Here is a 15,247-nt window from a genome sequence, read left to right on the forward strand (position 1 = left end):
GCACGAATGAAAGCATTGAATGCTATAGCTATTCTGTTAACCGCCATGCTGCTGCAGGGCTGCGTTGCGGTTGTGGCGGGTGGCGCAGCGGTTGCCACTAAAACGGCCACCGATCCACGCTCGGTGGGTACGCAGGTTGATGACAGCACGCTGGAGCTACGCGTGACTAACGCGCTGGCTAAAGATCAGCAGATTAAAACCGATGCCCGCATTATCGCCACGGCCTATCAGGGCAAAGTGTTGCTGACCGGTCAGGCGCCTTCGCAGGAGATCGCCGGTCGTGCCAAACAGATCACCATGGGCGTTGATGGCGCAACCGAGGTCTATAACGAGATCCGTATCGGCCAGAAAGTGACGCTGGGCACCACATCGTCAGACACCTGGATTACCACCAAAATCCGCTCGCAGCTGCTGGGCAGCGATCAGGTGAAATCCTCCAACGTGAAGGTGACGACGGAGAATGGCGAAGTGTTCCTGCTGGGTCTGGTGACACCGCAGGAAGCGCAGGCAGCGGCTGATGTCGCCAGCCGCGTCAGTGGCGTGAAGCACGTCACCACGGCCTTCACCATGCTGAAGTAATACGCAAAACGCAAAAAAGGCGGCCATGGCCGCCTTTTTTAATGCCCGATGTTCAGACGGGAATGTCGATGACCAGCGCGCGGGTCGCGGTTTTCGCCGTCAGTTGCAACAGCTTCTCTTCCTGCAAAAATGCACCATCGCCACAGCCCAGCTTCTCCTGATGATCCGTGCCGGACATCGCTTCCAGCGAACCGTGAATCGACTGCAGATAGGCACGCGGCCCCTGTAACCGCAGCGAATGCTTTTCGCCTGGTGCCAGCTCGACCTGATGAATCCACACCTGCTGACGCAGTTGCAGACTGTCGTCCATGCCATCCGGCGAGGCGATCAGCTGGGACAACCGGCCATCCGTCAGGGCGATTTTCTGCATCCGTGGATTTTCGCGCTCCGGACAGGCGGCCAGCCAGAGCTGCATGCGTGTCAGCGGTCGATCTTTGCTCAGGTTCATTTCGGTGTAACTCACGCCCGGCTGAGCAGAGAGCAGTAGCGCCTCCCCTTCCCGCACGCTGATCGTGTTGCCTTCGCTGTCGCGGTATTCAGCTTCACCCTGCAGCACGATGTTCAGCACATCAACCTGTGGATAGGTGCGCGGCTGAAAAGCAGCACCCGGCGCCAGCACTTCCTGGTTCAGTACGCGCAGCGACGCGTACCCCATCAGTTTGGGATCAAAATAGTGGCCAAAAGAGAAACTGTAGCGCGCCTGTAACCAGCCGAAATCGGCCTGACCACATGCGGACGCACTGCGTGTCGTTATCATTGTTTACCTCCAGCATCCGGTGACGAGGATCGGCCACGGACTATATGCTCCCATGGTAAAAGTCTGGACGCCGGATTGTTAGCCAGTTAATCTGCCGGGCATGTTCAAATTTCCTGACAGAGAACCGGGATGGCTAAAGAGCGTGCGTTAACCCTTGAATCTTTACGCGTTATGGATGCGATTGATCGGCGTGGCAGTTTTGCCGCGGCGGCGGATGAACTGGGGCGCGTTCCTTCCGCCCTCAGCTACACCATGCAAAAGCTGGAAGAGGAGCTGGATGTGGTGCTGTTTGACCGTTCCGGTCACCGTACCAAATTTACTAACGTGGGACGCATGCTGTTGGAGCGTGGCCGGGTGCTGCTGGAAGCAGCCGATAAGCTCACCACCGATGCGGAAGCGCTGGCACGTGGCTGGGAAACCCATCTGACCATCGTCACCGAAGCACTGGTACCTGTTGATGCGCTGTTTCCGCTGGTGACGCGGCTGGCCGACAAGGCCAACACACAATTTTCGCTGGTGACGGAAGTGCTGGCGGGCGCGTGGGAACGGCTGGAACAAGGCCGGGCCGATATCGTGATCGCCCCCGATATGCACTTCCGCGCCTCCACCGAGATCAATACGCGCAAGCTCTACACCATGATGAGCGTCTACGTCGCCAGTGCCGACCATCCGATTCATAACGAGCCTGAACCCCAGTCTGAAGTGACGCGGGTGAAATACCGTGGCATTGCGGTCGCAGATACCGCGCGTGAGCGCCCGGTGCTGACCGTGCAGTTACTGGATAAGCAGCAGCGCCTGACCGTGAGCAGCATGGATGACAAGCGCCGTGCGCTACTCGCTGGCCTGGGCGTGGCGACCATGCCCTATTCGCTGGTGGAGCAGGATATTGCGGAAGGCCGTCTGCGGGTGGTGAGTCCGGAATATACCCGCGAGGTTGATATTATTATGGCGTGGCGGCGTGACAGCATGGGCGAAGCCAAATCCTGGTGCCTGCGTGAGATCCCGCGCCTGCTGGCGAAGAAAAACTAAAGCGCCGATTCAGGGCGAGGGCCAGGAGCGGCTCAGGCAATCCATCGCCACTGCCCTGAAGCGGGTGAAATCGGTGCTGTCCCGCAGGCGGGTCATCGCCCTTTCACGCAGGAACGTCACAAACAGATCGTATATCGCCATCGCCTCTTCATATTCACTTTTGCTGATCGCCAGCAGGAAAATGACATAGGCGGTATCGTCTCCCCAGGCGATGCCGTGCGGCGCCAGCACCGTGTAAACCACGGTTTTCTTTGCCAGTAGCCCCAGCGAGTGCGGCAGCGCAATGCCTTCGCCGAGCATGGTGCTGACAATCGCTTCGCGCTCTTCAACCGACGGATAGAACGCCGCATCCACAAATCCCTCCGCCTCCAGTTGATCGCACAGCTGGCGAAACAGTTCAGACTGGGTCATCGGCCTGTCGACGATATGAAAGTGCTGAGCATCAAAAAATTTCGCCAGCATATAGGGCCTGGTACGGTCCACCAGCACCAGCTTACCAATTTGTTCCAGCTGAAAACCGGTGGGAAACGGCGACATCACCACCACCGGCTTCTCTTTTTCGCTGAGCCGGATGGTAGAGATAACAAAATCTTCGTCGATGCGGCTGCGCGCCTCATACTCGCGCTGAGACAGGCGGGCCGTGACCTGCAACTGCGGATATTTGCGCAGCAGCATCGCCTCAATCATTCGCAGCGTAGAGTTACCGCTGTCGCAGACCAGCAGCACCTGCGGATGACGCTGATAACCGACGTCATAGTGGCGCTCCAGCCCGACACCGATATGCAGTACCAGAAAGCCAATCTCATTCTCGGTGATGACGTAAGGGGTATATTTTCCCCAGCTGGTCACCGCCGCTAAGGTGACATCATAGGCCATGGGATAGTGCTGTTTGATGTTGCTGAGCAGCGGGTTGGGAATATGAATCTGATAGCGCACCCGCGTAATCATGGTTTTGATGTGGGTGAGCAGGTCAGCACGCAGCTGCTGATCGTTTTGCAGATTGAAGTTGTAATGCGTGTTGATAAAGCTGAGCAGATAGTCCACCAGCGCGTCGGCGTCATCAGCATTGATGGCGCTGGGAGCAATCGCCTGAATGCGTCGCGCGGCGATATTGACCCGCAGCCAGTTCTCTTCCGCCGGTGAAATCGGTTTGCTGACCAGCGGGCGCATCAGATTAATCAGGTGATGGGCCGCTTCACGCACCTCATCACCAATCTCCTCTGCACCCGGATCGTTAAGCGGATAGCCTTCACTGATGCGCCGCACCGCCACGGCGCAGTAAAGCCGCAGATAGCGTTCACCCTCATCGCTGAGCCGAATGTTGTGCTGAGCAAAACAGCTTTGCAGCAGCGGGCGCAGCGTCTCCAGCATGCCGCTGTTCAGCGCTTCGATAGTGAGCAGCGGGCTCTCGGGCTGCGCCTGATCAATTTGCCATAACAGGTCGGTCAGGCAGGTACGAATTGCCACTTCGCTGCCAAACAGCTTCATGCCGTAGTGGGGCTTGCTCTCAATGGTGAGGTGATAGCGCCCCAGCCATTCGCGCACCTCCGCCATATCATTCTGCAGGGTCGCGCGGCTGACAAACCACTCCTCTGCCAGCTCTTCAAGTTTCAGGGAATAAGCGGCGGTAAGAAAGCGGGTCAGCAGGTAGCGAACCCGATCCGGCGAGGTGCGCGGTACCCGCAGCGGCGACGCGGTATGCTGTTGCAGATGCTGAAAGCGCTGAGCATCCTCAATCTTCAGCTGATAGCCCGCGCCGCGATTGAGGACAAACTGCGCGCCATGTTCTGCCAGCAGCGCATTCAGCGCCGTGATATCGGTACGCACGGTGCGTGTCGAGACGGCGAAACGCCGCGCCAGCTCATCCTGAGGCAGCGTTTCGTTTTGCATGGCATCGAACAGTTGCGCAAGGCGCTGATTGGGAAATCTCACAAGCGTTACCTGTTTGCAGACAGAAATAGGGAACATCAGCCTACGGAGATCGTCTCGCAACGTCCATGTTGCGCGATCTGCCTGTTGCAGGCAGATCGTGTTGATCTCTAAGCCAGCAGCGTTTTACAGATGGCCAGCAACTGCTTCACATCTTCAACGCGGGTCTCTCCGCTGTCTTTGTCGATGATCGAACTGTAGACGTGCGGGATCACTTTGCTGACGCCCGACTCCAGCGCTATGCACACGATCTCACCGAAATTTTCCAGATCGATGCCGCCGGTTGGCTCCAGCCAGAAATCCAGTTTTGCACAGGCTTCCGCCACAGCGCGATACTCATCCACCGCCTGCAGACCGCCCATCGGGAAATATTTTACCGAGCTGCCGCCCATATCCTGCAGCATCGCGATCGCCGTTTCGACGGGCACGATCCCGTCACACTGTTTTGAGCTGCGCGGTCCGGTGGAGATTTTCACCAGACCTGGCGTGCCGGTGGGCGAGATCAGACCGTTCACTATCGTCTGCGACTGCCCCAGCAGCGCACGGCTGGTGGCGACGCCGGTAAAGACCTGATTCACATGCTGCGGTTGCAGCACTGCCGCAATCTCACTCACCATCTGTGACTGATTGGGATCGCCCGCACCCAGACCAATCGAGAGCGCATTATCGATCAGCGCGGCATACTCGCGCATATCGGCGATAGCGGCTTCATTGCTGGCGTAGTTTTTCGACAGCACGCCGACCAGCACATGCCCTTCTGCCGCCTGCCAGATGGCGCGCGCATTCTCTTTCGATCCCGCCAGTACGTTAAGGCAGAGACGATCCTGATAGAAATTGGGTGTCAGCGTCATGCGTTTTTCTCTCCGTTTAACAGTGCCTGAATGTGGGTGAAAATAGTGTGCAGTTGATCGGCGCTGACGCTGCGCACGTCCGCCTCAATGATCCCTTCGTTGGCTTTGTAGCCACGGAAGTAGATCGCCACATCGCCGTTTTTCAGCGCCTGTACCAGATCGCCGGTGCGCTGCTGGATCGCGGCTTCGTCAAACTTGATCTCAGCCCGGGCGATGTCGCGTCCGGCGGCATCCCACACTACCCGGGCCGTCACGCCATTCAGACTGTTGAGCTGTTCAATGAACGGCGTCATTTTTTCTGCCATCTGCGCGCCGCTGATTTTTGGCTGCGTCAGATAGTTTTCAATCGCCTGGGTCAGCCCCAGGATCCCCTCTTTGCCCACTTTCATCGCGCGGCCAATGCCGTTGGTCTGGCGCTTGACCCACTCAACGTAGTGGTGTCGGCCAATTACCAGTCCGCTGGTCGGCCCTTCAATCGCTTTTGCTCCGCTGTAGATCACCAGATCGGCACCCGCCTGGTAGTAGCATTGCAGATCCTCTTCCGCTGCCGCATCGACGATCAGCGGGACGCCATGCTGGCGCGCAACGGCTGCGGCCTGCGCCACATCGAGATGGCTCTTCTGCACACAGTGGTGCGATTTTACATAGAGGATCGCCGCGGTCTGTGGGGTGATCGCCGCCGCCAGCTGGGCGGGTGAGCACTCGTTGCTGTAACCCGCTTCCACCAGTTGTCCGCCACCCAGTGCCACCATGCTGCCGACCGGTGCGCCATAGTTCACGTTGTGCCCTTTTGGCACCACAATCTGATGCGGGACGGTCAGCGGCGCGGCATGCAGGTTATCCACCAGCCAGTCGTTGTCTTTCACAATCACCGCCGCCACGCTCTGGGCGATACCGGCCGAGGCGCAGGAGACCACCAGCGCGTTCTCCACCTTCAGCAGACCGGCGATATAAGCACCGGTCTTATCCACCAAATCTTTCATTTCGAAGTAGTGATCGAGGCCATATTTCACCGTATCGATCACCTCACTCGATGGCGTAGAGACGCCGAGGATCGTCATACGGCCAGAGGCGTTAATCACCGGCTTCAGGCCATACTTTTCATATACCGAGGTCATGCGCTTTTCCTTCTTCAGTCGCGATCCACGTACCAGCAACGACGGCCGCCAGCGGGACCAGATGCTTCTCACCTGCGACCTGTTCACCTTCTGAATCGATGAATGGCCGGGTTTCCTCTTTGACGCTAAACACAGTCAGATCGGCGTCGTAGCCGATTTTCAGCTGGCCTTTGCGCTGCAGGCGCAGTCCTGCCGCCGCATTGACCGTTACGCAGTCAATCACCTGCGGCAGCGTCATACCGACACTGAAAAATTTCGACATCACATGCGCCAGGTTGTGAACCGGTCCGGCCAGACGATTGCGGCAGTAGATGTCAGAGCTGATGGTGTCGGGCAGAATGCCCTGCGCAATCGCCGCGCGGGCGACTTCAAAGCTGAAGCTGGCACTGCCGTGGCCGACATCAAGTTTGACGCCACGCGCGATAGCCTGTTTTACCGCCGCTTTGAGTTCGCCCTGCGGCGTCAGGATACGGTTGGGTTTGCCGTTAAAGCAGTGCGTGATGATATCGCCCGTGGTGAGCAGATCCGCAATCTGGTCGAGATTGGGCGGATTATTGCCAATGTGAACCATCAGCGGCAGCCCGCCGGTTTCCTGCTGGATCGCCTTCGCTTTAATCAGCGGCTGCACACCATTCTCGCCCACCACGCTGCTGCTGATGCGCGCCTTGAGGCCGACAATAAAATCGGGCAGCCGCGCCACCGCCTGCTGCACCGCCTCGCCATCTATCTGCGTCATGTCAGCCAGCTCATTCTGGGTGACGATGCCGGTGCGGGCGATATTGATCAGCGCATAAACCTGGGTCTGTGCCGCGCGTGTCAGCCGGTAAAAGTCATCAATATGCTCTGCGCCGGTGCTGCCCGCATCGACAACCGTGGTGACGCCATGCGCTACGCCAATCGCATCCGCTTCATCATGATAAATTGGTGATTTGGGATAGCAGTGAACGTGGGAGTCGATCCAGCCTGCGCTGAGGTAGTAACGGCCAGCCAGATCGCGCTCGTGCTGCGCGTTACCCTGCACCTTGCCTATGGCGGCGATACGGCCATCCTGCAGCGCAATGTCGACCACCTGCTCATCGCTGAGACGCGCACCGCGAATAATCAAGTCGTACATGGTTTCTCCTTAACGGCAGCCCGCTGCCGGGCTGCCGGTGAGATCAGAGAGCAATCGGAAACAGTGCCCCAAGGATCATCGCGCCGAGGATGGCGCCGCCGGTAATGGGCTTGTTCCAGAGATAGAAGAGCAGCGAGCCCAGCAGCGAACCCAGGCCAATCGGAATGGATGCCGCCATGGCTGACAGGATGATCAGCGGCCCCAGAAAGCGCCCCGAGGCATTACCCGCACCCATCATCACGTCTGCGCCGTAGGTTGAGTCGCTCTGATTGATGGTGAATTTACGCGCCAGAATAATCAGGTAGCCAATCGCCACACCAATCACCAGGCCCGTCGCCAGCGAGGCAGCGAAGTTCGCCACCGGGAAGACAATGCCCGCACCCAGCAGCAGTGCCGGAACGCCCAGCCCGACGCCGGTCTGAATCGCCCCGCCGATATCCAGAATGCCCACCAGCGAGCCTTCGATGATACGGGCGAACAAGAAGCTGGCACCAAAGGCGGCGACCGCGCCGTAGACGCCGGTCTCCATGCCTGCGCGCAGCATCGACACAAACGCCACTTCGTTGAACGCGCCGATGCCATAGAGGTAATACATGTGTGTCCCGGCAAAGACGCCAGAAGAGAGCAGGCCAACAAAGATCGGGAAAGACCAGTCGGCGTACCAGAAGCCTTTATTTTCGTTCATCGCATCGCCTCTTATTTGCCGCTGACTGAGTTATGGATCATGTCGAGCCAGCCGGGAATGCCGAGCTGGAAGGACTGCAGCAGCTTCATATCGAAACCACGGAAGAAGCCGCTCAGCACAAATAGCAGCACGATGGCGGTCATCATGACTTTGGTGACCCGGTTCCAGCCGCTCTCTTCCACGCCTTTACCGATCAGGATTCCCAGCACCAGTCCCGGCACGGCGTTGCCCATGATCAGCTGCGCCAGACCGCCAAAAATGGTGGCCCAGAAGCCTGACTTTCTGCCCGCGTCGATCGCCGCCAGCCAGAAGATCACCGGCATGACGGTGTTCACCAGCAGGTTAGCGGCGGGCACCAGCACTTTGACCGCCGTGACCTGCAGCGCAGCCGGAACAGCCGAGGCGGTGGAGTTGAGGAAGGCGACCACGATCATGCCGATGATGCCGCAGGCGATGGCCATTTTTTTCGGATCGTGCAGCGTCTCCGCCACATTACGATTCTTCACCATCAAGGCGGCCGCACCCCAGTTTGGAATGATGCGATGATCCACATCCTGAGTGAATGAACCGGCTGCAACCGACGATGCCCAGGCATTGAAAAAGAAGCCAAGACCAAAGGAGAAGTGGGATGCCGGATCGCCCTCGCACGAGTTCAGCTCGCCCAGCGTACGGAAAGCGCCCATGCCCTGAGTGGTTGGCGCGTGGAACATGCGCGCAGCACCCGCACCGACGCCGACCCCTACCAGCCCGCCAATGATCAACGACTTAAACAAAATGATTAAAAACATGTTGTTGTACCTTGTTGTCGTTTTTACCTGCCCTATCCACGCCGCCGCATCGCCCACGCCTGATCATCGCGATGTCGCGACAGCAGAGCATCGGGCAAACGGCTGGCTGGCGTTAACAGGCTCTGTTTTACGATGCCGCCGTGAACGCCACCTGTTCGGTGTCGAAAACGGTGACGCTGACGGTGATCTCCAGCGTGACGCTGAAGCTCCGCCGTTGGCGCGCCAGAAAGAAGAAGAGAAACTTCTCGGTTTTGACGCTCTCCTGCGCGCGCAGCACCCGGACATCCTGAGGTTCAATGCGCAGCAGAATTTTTTGCGTCGCGCGCAGAACCTGGTTCTGCACACGACTCAGGGCATCGGCAAAGGCTTTCGCTCTGGTGTCGCCTTTGCCCTCGACCGTCACCTGGGTAACGTATTGTTCTTTCATAATCAGCTGCCGTGCTTCTTGTTCCAGGCCTGCACCAGCCGCTCGCCTAACTCTTCTTTATCCATAAAGCCGAAGCCCAGCACCGTGGCACCTTCATTAATGGCGGTGACGCCTTCGTCGACAGAACGCATGCCATGTTTTGCTTTGTAGCCATATTTGTTCTGAGCGGTGATAGCACCGGCGCCGCCGCTGCCGCAGAACGAGATGCCGAAATCGGCGTTTTCCGCCTTCATCACGTCACCCAGTTTCATGTCAGCAGCGACACCTGGCACCACGACGGCACGGCCACCCGCTTTTTCGATGCCCGCCGCCACTTTCTGTCCTTTACCTAAACGATCACCAATCACTACTGTTACCATCTTATGTTCCTCTCTGGTTGTTTGATCGCGCGACTTCAATATGCACTGACAGCAGCCAGGCCTCTTCGCGGGGCAGATTGCCAAACAGATCGACGACCTGCTGCGCCAGCGCTAACGTTTCCGGCGGAATATCTTCAAACAGCTCCGCTTCCACTTCCGGCAGCGGCTCACCGCTCAGCGAGCGTGACGCCATGGCACCGACATGCGATTGCAGCATCTGCTGCTGAACCGCATTGGGCTGAATACCCTGCTGCTGATAGATCGCAGCAATCTGCGTCATCACGCTGTCAGCCAGCTGTTGCACTTTCTCAGGTGCCGCTTCATACACCGGGACGCCGTTATTACTCACCTTGCTACTCCTGTTAAACCGGATAATTCGCGTTAAAAACAAATTAGCGGTCATCGCCCCGGCTGTGGAGAGGCAACATTTCCAGCAGCAAGTGGAAATTGAAGTGAAGGTTGTGCGTCAGATCGCAGGCTGCATGCTTAGTGCGACACGTGTCGCAGAATGCGTTATTTGATGGATTTAACCGAGAAAAGCGGTGATGTTGTGCGGCGACAAGCCGGACGCGCGGGGGTTCAGGGTGCGGTGATAAGCAGAAGTGATGGTAAAAAACCGCCGGCCTGGCTGGCCGGCGATCTGATTAACGGAATTTCTTATGGTTGGTATTGCGGATGTCGTCGAACTTCGCTGCTTCGCGTTTCGCCCCGTCCACATTGTTGGCTTTCGCCAGCGCGCTGACCACATCGATCTGCGCGATCAGTGAGTCGATACCGGCATGGAAATCTTTCACCTGTGGGCTGTCAGCCGGCTGGCCTTCCAGCTTATCCGGCGTGCCCTGTCGCGCATCCTGCGCTGCGGCACGCATTTTGGTTAACGCCTGCTGCATCTCCTGAGCATTGTCACTTTTTTTGACGATTTTCAGGTTCGCATTCAGTGTATCCATATCCTGCTCCAGATCCGCCGCATAGAGACTGACGCTGGAGAACAACAGAGAAGCCGACAACATTGCAATCACATGCTTACGCATCATTACTTCCTTTTTATTGTGATGAAAAAAAAGCAGCCAACCGGCTGCTTCAGGAATCCATCTTTATTGTCCCGCTATCTTCATCTCAGGCAGTAACACTGAACCGCACTGGATATTGCTGCGGGTTTCAATATCGTCACCGATGGTCACCATATTGCGCCACATCTCTTTGAGATTTCCGGCGATAGTCACTTCGCTGACCGGGTACTGAATAACGCCATTCTCGACCCAGAACCCGGCCGCACCGCGTGAGTAATCACCGGTAATGGCGCTGACCCCCTGTCCCATCAGTTCGGTCACCACTAACCCGGTGCCCATCTGCTTCAGCAGGTCGTCAAAGCTGTGGCCCTGGCCCGCAATGCGCCAGTTATGAATGCCGCCAGCGTGACCGGTGCTGGTCAGGCCCAGTTTGCGGGCTGAGTAGCTGGTTAACAGCCAGGTCTGCAGCACGCCATCTTTGATGATGTCGCGCGCCTGGGTACGCACCCCTTCGCTGTCGAATGGCGTGGAGGCGAGCCCTTTCAGCAGATGCGGCTGTTCATTGATGGTGAGCCACTCCGGCAGGATCTGCTGACCCATAGAATCCAGCAGGAAGGTCGATTTACGGTAAACGTTGCCGCCGCTGATCGCGCCAACCAGATGACCAAATAAGCCGGTTGCCACTTCTGAGGCGAAAATCACCGGGGCTTTCATGGTCGGAAGTTTACGCGGTGCCAGACGGGAGAGCGTGCGGCGCGCGCACTCTGCACCGACCCACTCCGGGCTCTTCAAATCTTCAAACGCGCGCCCAATGGTGTAGGCGTAGTCGCGCTCCATATTACCATCCTGCTCGGCAATCACGCTGCTGGAGAGCGAGTGACGGCTTGAGCAGTAGCTCTGTAACATACCGTGGCTGTTGCCAAAGACTTTGATGCCGACGTGGCTGTTGAAGCTGCCACCTTCAGTGTTGGTAATACGCTTGTCGGCGCGCAGTGATGCCTGTTCCGCCTGCGCAGCCAGTTCAATGGCGCGGTCAGCATCAATCTCCCAAGGATGGTAGAGATCCAGGTCTGGCGCATCATAGGCCAGCAGCTCTGCGTCGGCCGGACCGGCAAAGGGATCGGGCGAGGTATAGCGCGCAATATCAATCGCCGCCTGCACGGTGCGTTTGATCGCGTCCGGGCTGAGGTCGGTCGATGAGGCGCTGCCTTTACGATTCTGATGATAGACGGTGATGCCCAGCGCACCGTCGCTGTTGAATTCGACGTTTTCCACTTCGCCATAGCGGGTGCTGACCCCGATGCCGGTGGTTTTACTGACTGCCACTTCCGCGCTGTCAGTGCTTGCTTTAGCCAGTTCAAGTGCCTGCGCAATGGCCTGCTCCAGTACTTTTCGCTGTTCTGCAACCTGAGTAGATACGTTCATCGACCTGCCGTCTAATCTTATGTGTGAATGATTTGAGTCTATCAGAGTCAGAGAACAATTTCGCAGTCACCCGATAAACTGGTAGGATTAGCCTCTTTTTTTTGGGAGCCCGGAAATGACCAAACAGCCCGATGAGTGGCTCGACGATGTGCCAGATAATGACGAAGAAGAAGATGAAGAGATTATCTGGGTCAGTAAGAGTGAAATTAAACGCGATGCAGAAGAGTTAAAGCGCCTGGGTGCCGAACTGGTTGATCTGGGTAAAAACTCGCTGGATAAAATCCCGCTGGATGAGCGCCTGCGTACTGAAGTTGAACTGGCACAGCGCATCAAGAAAGAGGGTCGCCGCCGTCAGCTGCAGCTGATCGGTAAACTGCTGCGCAGTATTGATGTGGAGCCGATCCGCGTTGCGCTGGATAAGCTCAATAATCGCCATAACCAGCAGGTTGCGCTGTTCCATAAACTGGAAATGCTGCGCGATCGTCTGATTGAACAGGGTGATGAAGCGATGGGCGACGTGATTGCGCTTTATCCCGATGCCGATCGTCAGCAGTTACGCAGCATGATCCGTAACGCGCAGAAAGAGAAAGCAGGCAGCAAGCCGCCGAAGTCTGCCCGTCAGATTTTCCAGTATCTGCGCGAACTGGCCGAAGCGAAGTAACGCCATGGCGGGCAGCCTCGCCCGCCTCCCGGCAGCGCATTCATCGATAGATATAGAGAATACCGGTGCGCAGCCGCAGCTGGCGTTCGCTCGATGTCGCAGAACGTCCGATATCACCAAAGGTGACGTAAGGCACCCAGACGCGATCGTTGCCAAGCGCATAATCGAACTGTAACTCCTGTTCGTAATCATCATGTTTATTGGCAAAGAGTTTCGCATCCGCGTGTTTATACACCAGCTTATAGGTGGTGGTCAGCCGATCGCTTTTATTTCGCAGATAGAGATCAAAACGGTTGGCAGTGCGATGCCGGTCAGTATCGCAATAATCAATACCTCCGGTACGGCATTGATCGTCATGCGCATAATCGGTCAGCTCAAGACGATAAAGGCCACCGAGAGACCAGCGATCATTAAATTTATACCAGGGTGCCACACCAAATTTCCATTCAGTGCGCGAGGAGTTAAATTCTGGCTGAATAAAAGGCGACACTGTCCAGTTTCCCCAGTAATACGACTTCAGAAAGGTCACCTCCACTACGTTTAACACGGTGTCGTTATAATATTTGTCTTTTGGATCGGCGCCGCCGGTTTTGAATTTGGTTTCGACCCCGAGAAACATATTGTCCGGCAGCGTGGTGCTCAGACCCAGCTTGTCGTAGTGCGTGCGGTCGCGAAGGCGGTACTCATGCCGGTAATCAACGGTAGCCGTGGCCAGCGCCGCAGCAGAACTGCATAACAACGCGGCGCCCAGCAAAAACGACAATGAATTATTATTTCCCATATGAACATCCTTATTAGTGGTAATCAGAGCAATGAATTATCCGAACTCATTCGTTTAACCCAGAGTTAACTTATATTTAAAACCCTCATCAATATAAGATCGCGCATAAAGAGAACCTGTTATTTATCCCTTTAACTTTAACGCGTTAATTATTATTCCTCAGTTACTACAGGGATGATGCTAGAAATAACCGGCGAGAGCGGCCTTTCTGTTTCAGACACTAATAAGAAAAACATGGCAACGGCAGGAAGAGTGAGCAGATCGAATTCAAAAATATGCGGGATTTATTGAGGGAATAATATTTCCGGAGATAATGCTTTTAAAAAAGCGCCCGAAACGGGCGCCTGTGACATTATGCCAGCCTGTCCAGCAGCTTCTGGTGGATGCCACCAAACCCGCCGTTGCTCATGACCAGAATCGTGTCGCCTGGCTGAGCGGCTTTGGCCACCATTTCCACCAAGGTATCGATATCCGCGCTCCAGTGCGCAGGCGGAATGCACGCTTCTGCGACATCTGATACCTGCCACGGAATATGGTGCGGCTGGAACAGAAAGACCTCATCAGCACGCGCAAGCGACGGTGCCAGATCGTTCTTGCTGACGCCCATCTTCATGGTATTGGAGCGTGGCTCCAGCACAGCCAGGATACGCGCTCTGCCGCCAACTTTGCTGCGCAGGGCAGCCAGCGTCGCCAGAATCGCGGTCGGATGGTGGGCGAAGTCATCATAGACTTTGATACTGTTCACTTCGCCGCGCAGCTCCAGCCGTCGACGCGCATTGATAAAGCTGTTCAGCGCCTGGCCTGCATCTTCCGGCTTCACACCCACATGGCGCGCGGCAGCAATCGCCATCAGCCCGTTGTGCATATTGTGTTCACCTACCAGCGCCCAGTTTACTTCCCCGACTTTTTCGCCGTCGAGCCAGATTTCCCAGTGAGACGCATCGTTGGTGAGCTTCTTCGCCTGCCAGCGCCCGTGCTCGCCGACGTTCTCCTGCTCGCTCCAGCAGCCCATTGCCATCACCTGTTTGAGGTTAGGATCATGTTCCGGCAGCAGGATCTTGCCCTGGCCCGGCACGATCCGCACCAGATGGTGGAACTGCTTCTGGATCGCCCGCAGATCGTCAAAGATATCGGCGTGATCAAACTCAAGATTATTGAGGATCAGCGTACGTGGGCAGTAATGGACAAACTTGGAGCGCTTATCGAAAAACGCGCAGTCGTACTCATCCGCCTCAATCACGAAGAATGGACTTTTTCCTAATTTTGCCGAGACATCGAAGTTTCCGGGCACACCACCAATAATAAACCCTGGCTCAAGGCCGCAGGCCTCAAGAATCCACGCTGCCATGCCGGCTGTGGTGGTTTTGCCGTGGGTTCCCGCGACCGCCAGCACCCAGCGATCGCGCAGCACGAAATCGTGCAGCCACTGCGGGCCAGAGAGGTAAGGAATGTTGCGTTCCAGCACCGCTTCCACGCAAGGATTACCCCGCGTCATCGCGTTGCCGATTATCACCAGGTCAGGCACCGGGTCAAGCTGACTGGCGTCGTAACCTTCTGTTAATTCAATACCTTGCTGTTCAAGCAGAGTACTCATAGGTGGGTAAACGTTGGCGTCTGACCCGGTCACCTGATGACCAAGTGAACGGGCCAGCATCGCCAGACCGCCCATAAAAGTGCCACAAATCCCGAGGATGTGAATGCGCATTACGTGATCCATTACTCAAAAGTTCGGCG

17 protein-coding genes are annotated in these 15,247 nt (G+C 56.7%); 3 read left to right on the forward strand and 14 right to left on the reverse strand.

Features of this window, described 5'->3' with window-relative positions:
* Positions 1-6: 6 nt before the first annotated feature.
* A complete protein-coding gene (gene dolP / locus GVJ63_RS13590) occupies positions 7-579 on the forward strand; it encodes a division/outer membrane stress-associated lipid-binding lipoprotein (protein WP_010256504.1) in 573 nt (190 codons plus the stop codon).
* A gap of 52 nt (positions 580-631) precedes the next feature.
* Here dolP and GVJ63_RS13595 read toward each other — a convergent pair whose 3' ends face one another.
* The gene (locus GVJ63_RS13595; RefSeq protein WP_010256500.1) at positions 632-1,336 is read right to left on the reverse strand and encodes a pirin family protein; all 705 of its coding nucleotides are present in this window, start codon (positions 1,334-1,336) and stop codon (positions 632-634) included.
* 129 nt (positions 1,337-1,465) lie between these two features.
* Between GVJ63_RS13595 and GVJ63_RS13600 the strand changes: the two genes are divergently transcribed.
* The gene (locus tag GVJ63_RS13600) at positions 1,466-2,365 is read left to right on the forward strand and encodes a LysR family transcriptional regulator (RefSeq protein WP_010256496.1); all 900 of its coding nucleotides are present in this window, start codon (positions 1,466-1,468) and stop codon (positions 2,363-2,365) included.
* A gap of 9 nt (positions 2,366-2,374) precedes the next feature.
* On the opposite strand, the gene GVJ63_RS13605 is transcribed toward GVJ63_RS13600, so the two are convergent.
* From GVJ63_RS13605 to pmbA, 11 genes are all read right to left on the reverse strand, one after another.
* On the reverse strand, positions 2,375-4,297 hold the full coding sequence (locus GVJ63_RS13605; protein WP_031594357.1) for a transcription antiterminator: 1,923 nt from the start codon (positions 4,295-4,297) through the stop codon (positions 2,375-2,377).
* A gap of 107 nt (positions 4,298-4,404) precedes the next feature.
* Positions 4,405-5,145 carry a KDGP aldolase family protein gene (locus tag GVJ63_RS13610; RefSeq protein ID WP_159227015.1) on the reverse strand — a complete coding sequence of 247 codons (741 nt, stop codon included), beginning with the start codon at positions 5,143-5,145 and terminating at the stop codon, positions 4,405-4,407.
* Positions 5,142-6,263, reverse strand: a complete 1,122-nt coding sequence (locus GVJ63_RS13615) for a DgaE family pyridoxal phosphate-dependent ammonia lyase (protein ID WP_159227016.1) — start codon at positions 6,261-6,263, stop codon at positions 5,142-5,144. Before GVJ63_RS13615 ends, GVJ63_RS13610 begins: the two co-directional genes overlap by 4 nt.
* On the reverse strand, positions 6,247-7,377 hold the full coding sequence (locus GVJ63_RS13620; protein WP_159227017.1) for an amidohydrolase/deacetylase family metallohydrolase: 1,131 nt from the start codon (positions 7,375-7,377) through the stop codon (positions 6,247-6,249). Before GVJ63_RS13620 ends, GVJ63_RS13615 begins: the two co-directional genes overlap by 17 nt.
* Positions 7,378-7,420: 43 nt before the next feature.
* The gene (locus GVJ63_RS13625; RefSeq protein ID WP_159227018.1) at positions 7,421-8,062 is read right to left on the reverse strand and encodes a DUF4310 family protein; all 642 of its coding nucleotides are present in this window, start codon (positions 8,060-8,062) and stop codon (positions 7,421-7,423) included.
* Between the two features lie 11 nt (positions 8,063-8,073).
* Positions 8,074-8,850 (reverse strand): DUF4311 domain-containing protein, encoded by a 777-nt coding sequence (locus GVJ63_RS13630; protein WP_010256480.1) that lies wholly within the window; start codon positions 8,848-8,850, stop codon positions 8,074-8,076.
* A 127-nt stretch (positions 8,851-8,977) separates the two neighbouring features.
* Entirely contained in the window at positions 8,978-9,277 is a 300-nt protein-coding gene (locus tag GVJ63_RS13635; protein ID WP_159227019.1) for a DUF4312 family protein, read from the reverse strand.
* A 2-nt stretch (positions 9,278-9,279) separates the two neighbouring features.
* A complete protein-coding gene (locus GVJ63_RS13640) occupies positions 9,280-9,636 on the reverse strand; it encodes an SFCGS family glycine-rich protein (protein WP_010256477.1) in 357 nt (118 codons plus the stop codon).
* 1 nt (position 9,637) lies between these two features.
* Positions 9,638-9,985, reverse strand: a complete 348-nt coding sequence (locus tag GVJ63_RS13645) for a glycine dehydrogenase (protein ID WP_022623928.1) — start codon at positions 9,983-9,985, stop codon at positions 9,638-9,640.
* A gap of 295 nt (positions 9,986-10,280) precedes the next feature.
* Positions 10,281-10,667 (reverse strand): cytochrome b562, encoded by a 387-nt coding sequence (cybC, locus tag GVJ63_RS13650; protein WP_010256473.1) that lies wholly within the window; start codon positions 10,665-10,667, stop codon positions 10,281-10,283.
* 63 nt (positions 10,668-10,730) lie between these two features.
* The gene (gene pmbA, locus GVJ63_RS13655) at positions 10,731-12,071 is read right to left on the reverse strand and encodes a metalloprotease PmbA (protein ID WP_010256470.1); all 1,341 of its coding nucleotides are present in this window, start codon (positions 12,069-12,071) and stop codon (positions 10,731-10,733) included.
* A gap of 115 nt (positions 12,072-12,186) precedes the next feature.
* Between pmbA and yjgA the strand changes: the two genes are divergently transcribed.
* A complete protein-coding gene (yjgA, locus tag GVJ63_RS13660) occupies positions 12,187-12,732 on the forward strand; it encodes a ribosome biogenesis factor YjgA (RefSeq protein ID WP_010256467.1) in 546 nt (181 codons plus the stop codon).
* Between the two features lie 40 nt (positions 12,733-12,772).
* Here the strand turns inward: yjgA and GVJ63_RS13665 are convergent, their stop codons facing one another.
* Together GVJ63_RS13665 and mpl are read right to left on the reverse strand one after the other, a co-directional pair.
* Entirely contained in the window at positions 12,773-13,513 is a 741-nt protein-coding gene (locus GVJ63_RS13665; RefSeq protein ID WP_010256466.1) for an oligogalacturonate-specific porin KdgM family protein, read from the reverse strand.
* Between the two features lie 352 nt (positions 13,514-13,865).
* Positions 13,866-15,218: a UDP-N-acetylmuramate:L-alanyl-gamma-D-glutamyl-meso-diaminopimelate ligase gene (gene mpl / locus GVJ63_RS13670; protein ID WP_010256463.1), complete on the reverse strand. Its 1,353-nt coding sequence runs from the start codon at positions 15,216-15,218 to the stop codon at positions 13,866-13,868.
* Between the last annotated feature and the right edge of the window lie 29 nt (positions 15,219-15,247).

The organism is Pantoea sp. 18059, from assembly GCF_902706165.1.
GTDB classification, from domain to species: Bacteria; Pseudomonadota; Gammaproteobacteria; order Enterobacterales; family Enterobacteriaceae; genus Pantoea; species Pantoea agglomerans.

What these genes read in the sequence shown, in the direction of transcription:
- dolP (WP_010256504.1), top strand. Translation starts at nt 7, where the DNA reads ATGAAAGCATTGAATGCTATAGCTATTCTGTTAACCGCCATGCTGCTG.
- GVJ63_RS13595 (WP_010256500.1), bottom strand. Translation starts at nt 1,336, where the DNA reads ATGATAACGACACGCAGTGCGTCCGCATGTGGTCAGGCCGATTTCGGC.
- GVJ63_RS13600 (WP_010256496.1), top strand. Translation starts at nt 1,466, where the DNA reads ATGGCTAAAGAGCGTGCGTTAACCCTTGAATCTTTACGCGTTATGGAT.
- GVJ63_RS13610 (WP_159227015.1), bottom strand. Translation starts at nt 5,145, where the DNA reads ATGACGCTGACACCCAATTTCTATCAGGATCGTCTCTGCCTTAACGTA.
- GVJ63_RS13615 (WP_159227016.1), bottom strand. Translation starts at nt 6,263, where the DNA reads ATGACCTCGGTATATGAAAAGTATGGCCTGAAGCCGGTGATTAACGCC.
- GVJ63_RS13620 (WP_159227017.1), bottom strand. Translation starts at nt 7,377, where the DNA reads ATGTACGACTTGATTATTCGCGGTGCGCGTCTCAGCGATGAGCAGGTG.
- GVJ63_RS13625 (WP_159227018.1), bottom strand. Translation starts at nt 8,062, where the DNA reads ATGAACGAAAATAAAGGCTTCTGGTACGCCGACTGGTCTTTCCCGATC.
- GVJ63_RS13630 (WP_010256480.1), bottom strand. Translation starts at nt 8,850, where the DNA reads ATGTTTTTAATCATTTTGTTTAAGTCGTTGATCATTGGCGGGCTGGTA.
- GVJ63_RS13635 (WP_159227019.1), bottom strand. Translation starts at nt 9,277, where the DNA reads ATGAAAGAACAATACGTTACCCAGGTGACGGTCGAGGGCAAAGGCGAC.
- GVJ63_RS13640 (WP_010256477.1), bottom strand. Translation starts at nt 9,636, where the DNA reads ATGGTAACAGTAGTGATTGGTGATCGTTTAGGTAAAGGACAGAAAGTG.
- cybC (WP_010256473.1), bottom strand. Translation starts at nt 10,667, where the DNA reads ATGCGTAAGCATGTGATTGCAATGTTGTCGGCTTCTCTGTTGTTCTCC.
- pmbA (WP_010256470.1), bottom strand. Translation starts at nt 12,071, where the DNA reads ATGAACGTATCTACTCAGGTTGCAGAACAGCGAAAAGTACTGGAGCAG.
- yjgA (WP_010256467.1), top strand. Translation starts at nt 12,187, where the DNA reads ATGACCAAACAGCCCGATGAGTGGCTCGACGATGTGCCAGATAATGAC.
- GVJ63_RS13665 (WP_010256466.1), bottom strand. Translation starts at nt 13,513, where the DNA reads ATGGGAAATAATAATTCATTGTCGTTTTTGCTGGGCGCCGCGTTGTTA.
- mpl (WP_010256463.1), bottom strand. Translation starts at nt 15,218, where the DNA reads ATGCGCATTCACATCCTCGGGATTTGTGGCACTTTTATGGGCGGTCTG.